Here is a 12,521-nt window from a genome sequence, read left to right as displayed (position 1 = left end):
AAATCCCCACCTAACGAACTGAGGTGGGGATTTTTGTGCTTTCTTTTCTTTGCCATACATTGTTGCATAATAGCGCGATAATTGTTAATGAGGCTCCGGCAATTTCAACTTTGTCGACTGTATACCCTCGAAAGATGGAACCGATAAGTGCAAGTACAGGAACTAAATTCATAAATAATATGCCGTTAATGGATGAAATGTAGCGATTTCCTGTGTTCCAGCAAAATACAGCGATAACACCCGCAATAATCGACATATACAAGAGTTCAAAACGAACACTCATAATTGTACGAAGTGACGGCACAGTAACTATGTTTGTATAAGTGAAGAAGGTGACAATAACGATGAGTGAAATTGAGCCGAATAAACAAGTTAACGTCGTGTACCTAAGTGGGGACCAAGATTGAAAACGAGCACCACCGTTCGTGTAAATGACCCAGCAAGTAACGCCGCATAGCATAAGTATATTTGTTGAAAGGTGACTGGCAGCTCCAAATAATAAGTGCATATTTCCTTTTGAAATGACAAGCATAACACCGAGAAATGCAACGAACATACAAAGGAAGGTGTAGTTTTGTGGGCGTTTGTTTTTTGTTATCCACTGCAATAATAAAGCGATGAGTGGCATAAGAGATTGAATCATCGCGGCATGGATGGCTCCAGCAGGTCCGGTAAGTTGTTGACCGTAAAAAATGAGAAAACCATATCCTGCGAAACCGACTGTTCCGTAAAAGAGTAACGAAAGTGTTTTCTTTTCTAAGCGGAGTGACTTTGTCCCTTCGGTAAGTAATAGCAGAATAAGAAAAATAATAGCTGCTGATCCGTACCGGATAGTTGTGAAGAAGAACGGATCGATAAACTGCAGGGCATTTGCCATAACGGGAAACATAAATCCCCAAGCAGTTACGGCAAGTAAGCATAGGAGGGATCCAAGTAGCATTTGTTTTTTATCCAAGAGTATCTTTCCCCTTTACATTTCGTTATAGTAAGTTGATGAAATAAGTATAAAGAGTAATTGTTTATAGAAGGAAATATCGATTTTTTATGACAGTTATAACTTTTTGTTAGAGGTGTGTACGATGGATTTGGAGGCAGTACGATCGTTTATTGAAGTAAAGAATACGCGAAGTTTATCAAAGGCGAGTAAGATTTTACATATTTCTCAGCCGGCGCTTAGTAAACAAATTCAAAGGTTGGAAGCGGATTTAGATGTTACTTTACTGAAGCGTTCCGCGCAAGGAGTGGAGTTAACAGAGGCTGGAGAGTTATTTATAAAAAGAATGTTACCGATTTTGGAACACATACATGAAGTGAAAGCCGAAATGAAGAAATTTCAAGAGAAGAGGAACATTTCTATAGGGATATTGCCAAGTTTAGCAGCACATTACATAGCAAAATGTAAAGATATATTAGGTGACGGGTTCGAAATAGAATGGAAAATTGAGCATACGAAAGTACTGATAGGACTTTTTAAAGAACGGAAGATTGAAGCGATGTTCATCGATTCAGTAGTAGAAGGTGCTACGTGTATAAAAGAAATACGAGAAGAAAAAATTGTGTGTGTCGTTTCAAATGATCATCTTTATAAAGAGAAAACAGTAATTCGAATGGAAGATTTGCAAAATGAAAAGTTAATCGTATACCCAGAAATCTGCGATGTAAGGAAAATGATTACGAATCTGTTTCAAGGGATAGGTGCGAAACCGATTATTGCATTTGAAACTTCTTATGCAGAACCGATGCTTGCGATGGTCAGTGCTGGACTTGGCATCACGTTACTTCCAGAAATATTAGTAGAGCAAGCGGTAAGGCAAGGAAATGTGCATGCGATTTCTATTGAACCGCCACTTGTACGTAAAATATATTTCGCATCTCATATGGAAGAAGGCCCTTTGCTGCATTCATTTGATGAGGAGAGGTAATCCAAACGGAATATTGAGAAAGATTACAATTGCATTGAAAGAAACATGAAATTTTAAAAAAACTAGGTCAAAAACAAACCATTACATGGTATGATTAGTACATTGTTAGTTGTTAAATATAGGGGAATTCCCTTTTTATACATAATGCCTTCCATTTCATAAACGGAACGGACAAAAAAAGAGATATAACTAGGAGGCTTTTTTGCATGGATTCTATCCTGACGATCGTTATCATTGTAGTAAGCTCTATTCTAGTGCTGCTCATGATAGAGCTTGTGATAAGAAATCGTTCATATAAAGATATTGAAGCACTTGAGCAGTGGAAACAAGAGATAAAAGATAAACCTGTGGCAGATGAACTAAAACGGGTGAAAGATTTAAATATGACGGGTCAAACAGAAGAACTGTTTGGTAAATGGCGTGAAGAATGGGATGAAATTGTATCAACAACCATTCCGAAAGCTGAAAAAGATTTAGCGCAAGCGCGAAAATTCGCCTCGCAATTCTCCTTCCGAAAAGCAAAGCATGCGATGAATGAATCCATAAGTGGTTTAGATGACGCTGATAATCGTATTACAGACATTTTAAATGAATTACAGCAATTGTTAGAAAGCCATGAAAAAAATAGCTCGGAAATTGAAGGGTTACGTGATACATATCGTAGTATGAAGAAGAGTGTTCTTGCTCATAGACATATGTATGGAGCAGCAGAGCAGAAAATCGAAGAGATGCTAGACGCTGAATCTGAGAAATTTAAAACCTTTGAAGAAGCAACAAATAATGGTGACTATTTAAAAGCGAGAGAAATTGTTATTAGTTTGGAAGAAGGTTTAGCAGATTTAGAAATCATTATTCACCAAATTCCAGATTTATTGGTAGAGTGTCAAGCGACGTTACCGGTTCAGCTGGAAGATTTATTACACGGACATAATGATATGGTAAGACAAGGTTATGTATTAGAGTATTTGGAAATCCCTAAAGAAGTTCGCGATATGAAGAAACAACTACAAATATGTTTAATGGATATACAGGAGCTTCACATAACAGAAGCGGCTGAAAAAGTAGAAAACTTAAAAACAAGTTTAGATAGCTTCTATGATCAACTAGAACAAGAAGTACATGCGAGACATTATGTGGAGCAAAAAACACTTTCTGTTTATGAAGACTTAGAAGAAATTCGCATTGAAACGATTGAAACAAAAGCAGAAACACAGCTTGTGAAACAAAGCTATCAGTTGCAAGATAAGGACATTGAGTCTCAAAAAGTAATTGAAAAGCAAATGCACATTTTAATGAAACGTTTTGAAATGCTGCAATTACGCGTTGCGGAACAAGATATTGCCTTCTCTATTATTCGTGAGGAACTAGAAGAGATTTATGAGCAATGTGAAACATTAAAAGTACTTCATGCAGAATATAAAGAAATGCTGCAAACGATGCGTAAAGAAGAATTTGAAGCGCGTGAGAAGTTACAAGAAATGCGAAATACTATTTTCGAAACGAAACGCTTTATGCAAAAGTCGAATTTGCCAGGGCTTCCAGAGAGCATTATGGAAGATTTAAAAAGAGGACAAATGGCAATGCAAGCTGTATATGAGCAATTAGAAGTGAAGCCGTTAAATATGAATGCTGTAAATAGTAGTTTAGAAGAAGCTTACAAAACTGTTAATGGTGTAGCTGAAATGACAGAAGAGTTAATTGGACAAGCGTATTTAGTTGAAAAATTAATTCAATACGGTAATCGTTACCGCAGTCATGATGAAAACCTTGCAGAGAGCTTAAATTACGCGGAGAAATTATTCCGTGAATATCAATACGATGCTGCTTTAGAACAAGCGGCTTCTGTACTAGAGCAACTTGAGCCTGGCGTTGTTCAAAAAATAGCTGAATATGTAGACAATGAACAAACCCTTTCATAAGGGTTTGTTTTTTTGTGTAATTTTGCAGGCGATGTTGCTATAATGAAGAGCGGAATACAGTAAGGTTATTCGTTTTAAAATATAACGGAACCTTTGAGTAGTCTTAGCGTAATGACACGTATTTGTGATATGATTATATGATGTGACAGCGCTGAAAGGGGAAGAACGATGATCTATTTTGATAATAGTGCGACGACAAAGCCATATCCAGAAGCTCTTCAATCGTACGTAACGGTTGCGGGGAAATATTTTGGGAATCCTTCTTCTATTCATTCGCTTGGGGGAGAGGCAGAGCGTCTATTAACACAATCAAGAACAATTGCAGCGCAGCTTCTTCACGTTAAGCCTTCTGAAATTATTTTCACATCAGGTGGAACGGAAGGGAATAACCTTGCGATTAAAGGAATAGCGATGAGGAATCGTTCGCGCGGTAAACATATCATTACAACAAATATTGAACACGCGTCTGTGTTTGAAGCATATAAACAATTAGAAGATCTCGGTTTTGATGTAACATATTTACCGGTTAATGAGCATGGTGTTGTATCGGTAGAGGATGTAAAACGAGCGCTTCGTGAAGATACGATTCTTGTGTCAATTATTCACGTGAACAACGAGACTGGAGCAATTCAGCCTGTTGCTGAAATTGGAACGTTATTATCGAATTATCCGAAAATAAGATTCCATGTGGACCATGTACAAGGGATAGGAAAAGTACCGCTTAATTTATACGCTTCTCATATTGATCTTTGCTCAATATCTGGACATAAATTCCACAGTGTAAAAGGAACGGGTCTTCTTTATGTACGTGATGGCGTAAGGTTAGATCCAATTTTATCAGGTGGTCAACAAGAGCTGAAGTATCGCTCTGGTACAGAGAACTTACCTGGCATTGTAGCGATGGTGAAGGCACTTCGCATGACAATGGAGCAAGTGAAAGAAAAGGTAGCTCATTTGCAAAGTTTACAAGCAGAGCTTGTTCGTTTCTTTAAAGAGATGGAAGATGTAACGATTAATACGTCGCTTGCATATGCAGCACCGCACATTTTAAATGTATCATTTGTAGGTTTAAAACCAGAAGTGGTCGTTCATGCTTTAGAAGAGCACGGTGTATATGTATCAACGAAATCTGCTTGTTCTTCAAAAGCAAATGAAGTGAGCAGAGTGTTAGTGTCAATGGGAGTACCGCATGCCGCTGCTGCAAGTGCTATTCGCATTAGTTTGGCGCCAGAAAACACGATGGAAGAAGTAAAGCAATTTGAAGGTATTGTGAAAGAGACGATGCCAAAATTATATGAAGTGATGAGGTAAAGGAATATGATGACATATGAATATATTTTAGTTCGTTATGGAGAGATGACGACTAAAGGTAAGAACCGTTCTAAATTTGTAAGTACATTAAAAGATAACGTGAAGTTCAAACTGAAAAAATTCCCAAATATTAAAATCGATGCAACGCATGACCGTATGTACATCCAATTAAATGGCGAAGATCATGAAGCGGTATCTGAAAGATTAAAAGATGTATTTGGTATTCATAAGTTTAACTTAGCGATGAAAGTACCATCAGAATTAGAAGACATTAAAAAGGGTGCATTAGCAGCTTTCTTACAAGTAAAAGGCGATGTGAAAACATTTAAAATTACTGTACACCGTTCTTATAAGCATTTCCCAATGAGAACGATGGAATTATTACCTGAGATTGGTGGACACATTCTAGAAAATACAGAAGATATTACTGTAGATGTTCATAATCCAGATGTAAATGTACGTGTAGAAATTCGCAGTGGTTATAGCTATATTATGTGCGATGAGCGTATGGGAGCTGGCGGTTTACCAGTTGGTGTTGGCGGAAAAGTAATGGTACTTCTTTCTGGTGGTATCGATAGCCCAGTAGCAGCGTACTTAACGATGAAACGCGGCGTATCTGTGGAAGCAGTTCACTTCCATAGCCCACCTTTCACAAGTGAGCGCGCAAAACAAAAAGTAATCGATTTAGCACAAGAGTTAACGAAATACTGTAAACGTGTAACACTTCACCTTGTTCCATTTACAGAAGTGCAAAAAACGATTAATAAAGAAATCCCATCTAGCTATTCAATGACAGTTATGCGCCGTATGATGATGCGTATTACAGAGCGTATCGCAGAGGAGCGTAACGCACTTGCGATCACGACTGGTGAAAGTCTTGGACAAGTAGCAAGCCAAACGTTAGATAGTATGCATACGATTAACGAAGTAACAAACTATCCAGTTATTCGTCCGCTTATTACGATGGACAAATTAGAAATTATTAAAATCGCTGAAGAAATTGGCACATATGATATTTCAATTCGTCCATACGAAGACTGCTGTACAGTATTCACACCAGCAAGCCCAGCGACGAAGCCGAAGCGTGAAAAAGCGAATCGTTTCGAAGCGAAATACGATTTCACACCATTAATCGATGAAGCTGTAGCGAATACAGAACAAATGGTATTACAAACAGTTGAAGTAGTGGCGGAAGAAGAAAAGTTTGAAGAACTTTTCTAAAACCATAAATTACCATATATAAACCGTGTATGAAGTCATGTTATTTATCACACTCTATACTCACAAGGAGGTGATATAACATGTCACGTAGCACAAATAAATTAGCGGTTCCTGGTGCTGAATCAGCATTAGACCAAATGAAATACGAAATCGCTCAAGAGTTTGGTGTTCAACTTGGAGCTGATGCAACAGCTCGCGCTAACGGTTCTGTTGGTGGTGAAATCACTAAACGTCTAGTTTCACTAGCTGAGCAACAATTAGGCGGTTTCCAAAAATAATCTCATATAAGATGGCTTAGAAAGAGCGGGTTCTCCCGCTCTTTCTTTTTTGTGTTGTGTCGCTATTTGTCGGTAAGGCATTCAATTTTTCGTTGATATATTTCAAGTTGTACACGGTATATTAAAAAATCGTCGATATAATTTCATTTATCAATTCGACAGAACTAAAAAATTTGTCAAAAGATGAGGGTTCAAAATTGACAGAAAATTCTTTATTATATAAGGGAGGCATAAAGAAAAAGGAGGATGTTTATGAAGAGAGAGGAATTGTTGGCACCACCGTCTTATAATTTAGTTTCTGAAATAGAGAAATATACAGGTGATAAAGAGAAGCTTGCTTTAATTTGGCAAGATGATAAAGGGAATCGACGAGAAGTTACATACGCTGAGTTAATGAAAGGTGCAAATAAAATTGGAAACGCTTTTATAAAGAGTGGTCTGCAAAAAGGGGACAAGCTCCTCATTATGATGCCGCGTTTAATTGAAGCATACATGACGTATATCGCTGCGATTAAAGCAGGATTTGTCGTAATTCCGAGTTCGGAAATGTTGCGCAAAAAGGATATTGAATACCGCATTGGACACGGGGAAGTAAAAGCAATCGTAAGTTATGAGCCGTACATTGGACAGTTTGATGATATAGAAGCGATGGAATCTCTTCAAAAATTCGTTCTGAGCGAGCAGTCAGTAGATGGATGGATGAATTTAAAAACAGCGTTAGAAACAGAGAGTGACATGTTAGAAATGGCGAAGACAGATAAAGAAGATATGGTCTTTTTATCTTACACGTCAGGAACGACAGGAAATCCAAAAGGTGTTGTTCATACACATGCGTGGGCATACGCTCATTTACGTACGAGCGCTCCAAATTGGCTCGGAATTGAAGAGAATGATGTGGTGTGGGCAACGGCTAGTCCAGGCTGGCAAAAGTGGATTTGGAGCCCGTTTTTAGCAACACTAGGGTCAGGGGCAACAGGATTTGTATATCACGGTAAGTTTGAACCGAAAACGTACCTGAACTTATTAGACGATAATAAGGTGAATGTGCTCTGTTGTACACCGACTGAGTATAGATTAATGGCAAAGGTAGAAGATTTAAGACAGTATAATTTAGAAGCGTTACATAGCGCTGTATCCGCAGGTGAGCCGTTAAATAGAGAAGTCATTGAAACGTTCCAAAAGTACTTTCATATTACAGTGAGAGACGGCTATGGGCAAACGGAAAACACATTGCTTGTTGGTGTAATGAAAGGGATGGATATTAGACCAGGATCAATGGGGAAACCGACGCCAGGCAACCACGTTGATATTGTAGATGAGGAAGGGATGCCGGTAAGGGTAGGCGAAGTTGGTGATATTGCGGTTCACATTGAAACACCAGCCCTCTTTAAACAATACTATAAAGACGATGAGCGCACAGCGATGCAATTCCGCGGTGATTATTATATTACCGGTGATAAAGCAAAGAAAGATGAAGACGGCTATTTCTGGTTTGAAGGGCGCGGTGATGATATTATTATTAGCTCTGGTTATACAATCGGACCGTTTGAAGTAGAAGATGCGCTCGTAAAGCACCCTTACGTGAGAGAATGTGCGGTTGTCGCAAGTCCTGATGAAATTCGCGGAAGTGTCGTGAAGGCATTTATCGTATTAAGAGAGAATATAGAAAAGAACGAAGAAACATTAATTCCAATACTCCAACAACACGTCAAAGAACTTACTGCACCATATAAATACCCTCGCAAAATTGAATTTGTAGATGAACTACCAAAAACGATTTCTGGAAAAATCCGCCGTATTGAACTTAGAAAACAAGAGATGGAGATTCCGTCAAAATAAATTTGAAAACAGTGAAGGAAATAGTTGAATGAAATGGCAAACAATGATAATATAAAAACGAACACAAGTTCGATTTTATAAATTAAAAAAAGAGGTGTCCGTATGATTTTAGGTATTAATCCGTACTTAGTTTTAGATGGTAGTGGGCAAGAAGCTGTACAGTTTTATAAAGAGGCGTTAGATGCAAAAGTGGAAGTCATGCAAACTTTTGGTGATATGCCTGAAAATCCAGAATACCCGGTTCCAGCTGAAGCAAAAGAGCGCGTTTTACACGCTACTTTAAAAGTTGGTAATACGGATCTTATGATTTCTGATACATTTCCAGGTCAAGGGCATGCAATTGGATCTCAAGTAACAATCGCAATTCAAATTAGTAACGCGGAAAAAGCGAAAGAAGTATTCGATAAGTTACAAGAAGGTGGCGAGGTTATTATGCCCCTTCAAGAAACGTTCTGGAGCCCAGCATACGGACAACTAAAAGATAAATTTAGCATTGAATGGCAAATTACAACGTCTACTACTGAACAAAAGTAATTTTTGGAAAAGCACCATTTTTAATCGAAATGGTGCTTTTTTTATACGAATGAATTTCGTAGACTTAAGGAAAAAGGGGATGAGTATATGGGAGAAATTTGGTATGGCGGCAGCATTTACACGATGAGGGAAGAAAATGAAAAAGTAGAAGCTATTTATGTTGAAAATGGCAGGATCATTGATAATGGAAGTAAAGAAGAGTTAGAAAGCCGATATGCTGTGGTTACATTGCACGATTTAAAAGGCAAAACGATGATTCCAGGTCTCGTTGATAGCCATATGCATCTTATTGGGCATGGAGAGAGATTACTTCGTTTAGATTTATCAAACTGCACATCTTATAGAGAAGTGCTGACTCTCGTTCGGAAGCGAGTAGAAGAAGCGCCGAAAGGTTCTTGGATTATTGGAGAAGGCTGGAATGAGAATAACTTTACAGATACGAAAGATGTTCACGCGCGTGATTTAGATGAAATTTCGAAAGAACATCCCATTTTATTAAAGAGAGTTTGTCGTCACGTTACATGGGTGAACTCATACATACTGCAAGAAGCGAACATAACAGAAAAGGCAGAAAATCCAAAAGGCGGGAAAGTTGGACGGGACTCATTCAATAAATTAACAGGACTTTTATATGAACAAGGCCAAGAGTTAATCAAACATGTCCAGCCTGAAATTGATGAAGCCTACTTACAAAGTGCTTTGCAAACAGCAATTAAAGACTGCTGGCAATATGGACTCGTTGGCGGGCATACGGAAGATTTAAATTATTACGGTGGATTTAGAAAAACGCATAATGCGTTTTCTCATGTTATAAAAGAAACGCCATTTAAAGCACATTTACTCGTTCACCATGAAGTAGCACATGAACGTAAAGAATATGAAAATGAGCATTATATTGAGTTTGGGGCAATGAAAATTTTTTCTGACGGTTCTTTTGGCGGAAGAACAGCTTTATTAAGTGAACCGTATGAAGATGCGAGAGAAACAAATGGAGTTGCCATTTTCTCACGTGAAGAACTTGCGGAATTAGTGAAGAAAGCACGAGACTTACATATGCCAGTTGCGGTTCATACTATCGGTGACTTATCGCTTGAATATGTCATTGATGCGCTTGAATTGTATCCGCCAGCAAAAGGATTACGCGACCGCATTATTCATTGTCAGCTCGCTCGTGAAGAGTTGATTGAGAGAATGAAATATTTGCCGGCTATTATCGATATTCAGCCCGTCTTTCTGTCATCGGACTTCCCGTCAGTCATTGAAAAACTAGGCGAGCATCGTCTCCGTTATGCATACGCGTGGAAAACGTTACTAGAAGCAGGGTTACACTGCAACGGTGGTTCTGACGCACCCATTGAACAAGTAAATCCGTTTCTAGGTATATATAGCGCTGTTACACGTAGAAGTTTTATTGACGGTTTATGTTATATGCCAGAAGAAAGATTAACGGTATATGAGGCTGTTTCTTTATTTACAACAGGAAGTGCCTATGCGATTGGAAAAGAAGCGAAGCGAGGGCAAATTACAAAAGGATATGAAGCAGACTTTACGATATTAGACCGCGATATTTTTGAAATAGAGGCAGAAGAAATAAAAGAAGTACAGGCAGAAATGACCGTAATAGATGGCCGAGTCGTCTATAGAAAAGATGCGTAAAAATATATCAGCGATTATTGAAATATATCGACCGTAACTCGAAATATATCAGCGATTATTAAAATATATCGACTTATCGACAAAAACTGACAAGAATATCGGCCGGATAGCGAGAGGTTGTTGCTCGCGCCAATCGGGGTAAATAAATAACCGTAGAATTATGGGCCACCATAATTCTACGGTTATTTTAATACTATAAAAACGTTCTCTGTACTTTTTCCCAGAAAGAGTTGTTTTTTAATTTAACTGTTTTAATTTGTTTATCGCTTAAGCGTACAACAGCTTTTTCCACTTGTTTAATGCTAAGCGCTTCGTTATCCATGCCGATAACAGGATAATCGTTACCGTCTGGTCTTAGTTTTAAAGTTAATGTACGTTCGTGATTTAAAATGAACGGTGAACCAAGTGTACGATATGTGTTGTTATTTAAAGATGCCAATTCACTTACTTGGAAGCAAGGGATAAGCGGATCAACAACTGCACCACGTAACGATTTATTGTAAGCTGTACTTCCTGTTGGGGTAGAAACAACTAAACCGTCACCTCTAAAAGTTTCGAAATATAAATCATCAACGTGAACATCTACAACGAACGTTTTAATAATGCTAGAACGTAATGAGAACTCATTTAAACAATGGAAAGATGTGCTACCATCTACATCTACCTCAATTGTTGGATATTTTCGCACTTCAATTTCATTTTTTGTAATTTCTTGAAGGGCTGTATCAACGTGATCAATATGGAAATCGCAGTAGAATGAAATTTCATCTTTCGTAGAAATCCCTGCGTATAAGCAATCTTCCCTAAAACCAGTTTTACGAACGGCTTGTAAGAAAGTTGCATCATCTCCAACACTGACGATAGCGTTTGCATTTTTTGGATGATCTAATATGGTGAATCCATTCTCTTCTAAAATACGATAGATTGGTTTCATTTTTTCAACGAGCTTTGCTTTGTCATCACCATAAAAGAAAAATAAATTGCGACGATCTGCCATTATGTATCCCTCCACTGCAGTTAAATTTTCTATGCTTCGTGCTACATATCATTAGAGTCCGTTCCCTGACGATATGTTCAAATAATATATTTCGATATAAATTGTCAAAATACCTTTTTATTTTTAGAAAAATTTTTATATTCAATCTTATAAAACTCTGTTTAATGATGAATAAAGTTGTCGATAATGGGTACGGAGTGAAAGGATGATACGTATGAAGTGGCTCATAATTGGAATAATAATTCTTCTCCTTTTTATTTTGTTTATACTATTGTCGAAAATAAAGCTTAAAGTGACATTTTTATATTCAGAAATGGAAAAGCAATGTTTGCTTCAAGTGAAAATATGGATGATCCGATATACATTTGATGTGTTGGAAAGAATTGAAAAACAGCAGAAGAAAACAGGACAAAAAATCGAAAAAGCTGAAGAGGACGGCGGAATTGATAATAAAATTATGGCACAACTTGATAGTATGGGGGAACTGATAAAAAAGCTGCAAGAAGTTCATACTATCGTTAAAGATTTTCTCAAACGAGTGAAAATCAATGGTTGGAAATGGCATACGCAAATTGGAGCAGGCGACGCAGCTAGTACTGGAATTGTCACCGGATATGCATGGGGGACAAAAGGGATGGCTGCTGGAGTTGTAGGACAATATATGCATATTGTCGACGTACCAGAATTTGAAATTACTCCTGTTTTTCAAGGGAAAGGATTTGCATCAAGATGTGAGTTAACAGCATCTTTTCGTATATTCCGTACTATAAAAACAGCGGTGAAATTACTCGTGTTTATGAGAAGACAAAGATCTGGTACGACAGAAAAATCTGTTCAAGCATAG

11 protein-coding genes are annotated in these 12,521 nt (G+C 37.8%); 9 read left to right on the top strand and 2 right to left on the bottom strand.

The window, feature by feature from the left end; genetic code table 11:
- Positions 1–10: 10 nt before the first annotated feature.
- Positions 11–955: a DMT family transporter gene (locus BGI23_RS22495; protein WP_070806957.1), complete on the bottom strand. Its 945-nt coding sequence runs from the start codon at positions 953–955 to the stop codon at positions 11–13.
- A gap of 124 nt (positions 956–1,079) precedes the next feature.
- Here BGI23_RS22495 and BGI23_RS22490 point away from each other — a divergent pair, with 124 nt between their 5' ends.
- The 8 genes from BGI23_RS22490 to BGI23_RS22455 all read left to right on the top strand — a co-directional run bounded on the left by BGI23_RS22490 (position 1,080) and on the right by BGI23_RS22455 (position 10,680).
- Positions 1,080–1,922, top strand: a complete 843-nt coding sequence (locus tag BGI23_RS22490; protein WP_070806956.1) for a LysR family transcriptional regulator — start codon at positions 1,080–1,082, stop codon at positions 1,920–1,922.
- 206 nt (positions 1,923–2,128) lie between these two features.
- Positions 2,129–3,841, top strand: coding sequence for a septation ring formation regulator EzrA (gene ezrA, locus BGI23_RS22485; RefSeq protein ID WP_000377295.1), 1,713 nt, complete (start codon positions 2,129–2,131; stop codon positions 3,839–3,841).
- A gap of 168 nt (positions 3,842–4,009) precedes the next feature.
- Positions 4,010–5,152 (top strand): cysteine desulfurase family protein, encoded by a 1,143-nt coding sequence (locus BGI23_RS22480; protein ID WP_000638965.1) that lies wholly within the window; start codon positions 4,010–4,012, stop codon positions 5,150–5,152.
- A gap of 6 nt (positions 5,153–5,158) precedes the next feature.
- Positions 5,159–6,373, top strand: a complete 1,215-nt coding sequence (thiI, locus tag BGI23_RS22475) for a tRNA uracil 4-sulfurtransferase ThiI (RefSeq protein ID WP_070806955.1) — start codon at positions 5,159–5,161, stop codon at positions 6,371–6,373.
- Between the two features lie 80 nt (positions 6,374–6,453).
- Entirely contained in the window at positions 6,454–6,651 is a 198-nt protein-coding gene (locus tag BGI23_RS22470) for an alpha/beta-type small acid-soluble spore protein (RefSeq protein WP_000091639.1), read from the top strand.
- A gap of 252 nt (positions 6,652–6,903) precedes the next feature.
- The gene (gene mbcS / locus BGI23_RS22465) at positions 6,904–8,490 is read left to right on the top strand and encodes an acyl-CoA synthetase MbcS (RefSeq protein ID WP_070806954.1); all 1,587 of its coding nucleotides are present in this window, start codon (positions 6,904–6,906) and stop codon (positions 8,488–8,490) included.
- Positions 8,491–8,592: 102 nt separating this feature from the next.
- Complete coding sequence (locus tag BGI23_RS22460) at positions 8,593–9,024, top strand: VOC family protein (RefSeq protein ID WP_070806953.1); 432 nt, start codon at positions 8,593–8,595, stop codon at positions 9,022–9,024.
- Between the two features lie 87 nt (positions 9,025–9,111).
- Positions 9,112–10,680, top strand: a complete 1,569-nt coding sequence (locus BGI23_RS22455; protein ID WP_070806952.1) for an amidohydrolase — start codon at positions 9,112–9,114, stop codon at positions 10,678–10,680.
- Between the two features lie 193 nt (positions 10,681–10,873).
- Here BGI23_RS22455 and BGI23_RS22450 read toward each other — a convergent pair whose 3' ends face one another.
- A complete protein-coding gene (locus BGI23_RS22450) occupies positions 10,874–11,677 on the bottom strand; it encodes an NAD kinase (RefSeq protein ID WP_000785168.1) in 804 nt (267 codons plus the stop codon).
- Positions 11,678–11,882: 205 nt separating this feature from the next.
- Here BGI23_RS22450 and BGI23_RS22445 point away from each other — a divergent pair, with 205 nt between their 5' ends.
- Positions 11,883–12,521, top strand: a complete 639-nt coding sequence (locus BGI23_RS22445) for a DUF2953 domain-containing protein (protein WP_041184147.1) — start codon at positions 11,883–11,885, stop codon at positions 12,519–12,521.

Source organism: Bacillus sp. ABP14 (genome assembly GCF_001831375.1).
Classification (GTDB): Bacteria; Bacillota; Bacilli; order Bacillales; family Bacillaceae_G; genus Bacillus_A; species Bacillus_A paranthracis.
The sequence above is the reverse complement of the archived record's forward strand: the minus strand, read 5'-3'. Positions and strand labels throughout refer to the sequence as shown.

Coding starts and splice junctions, on each gene's coding strand:
- BGI23_RS22480 (WP_000638965.1), top strand. CDS start 4,010: ATGATCTATTTTGATAATAGTGCGACGACAAAGCCATATCCAGAAGCT.
- BGI23_RS22470 (WP_000091639.1), top strand. CDS start 6,454: ATGTCACGTAGCACAAATAAATTAGCGGTTCCTGGTGCTGAATCAGCA.
- BGI23_RS22490 (WP_070806956.1), top strand. CDS start 1,080: ATGGATTTGGAGGCAGTACGATCGTTTATTGAAGTAAAGAATACGCGA.
- ezrA (WP_000377295.1), top strand. CDS start 2,129: ATGGATTCTATCCTGACGATCGTTATCATTGTAGTAAGCTCTATTCTA.
- mbcS (WP_070806954.1), top strand. CDS start 6,904: ATGAAGAGAGAGGAATTGTTGGCACCACCGTCTTATAATTTAGTTTCT.
- thiI (WP_070806955.1), top strand. CDS start 5,159: ATGATGACATATGAATATATTTTAGTTCGTTATGGAGAGATGACGACT.
- BGI23_RS22455 (WP_070806952.1), top strand. CDS start 9,112: ATGGGAGAAATTTGGTATGGCGGCAGCATTTACACGATGAGGGAAGAA.
- BGI23_RS22445 (WP_041184147.1), top strand. CDS start 11,883: ATGATACGTATGAAGTGGCTCATAATTGGAATAATAATTCTTCTCCTT.
- BGI23_RS22460 (WP_070806953.1), top strand. CDS start 8,593: ATGATTTTAGGTATTAATCCGTACTTAGTTTTAGATGGTAGTGGGCAA.
- BGI23_RS22450 (WP_000785168.1), bottom strand. CDS start 11,677: ATGGCAGATCGTCGCAATTTATTTTTCTTTTATGGTGATGACAAAGCA.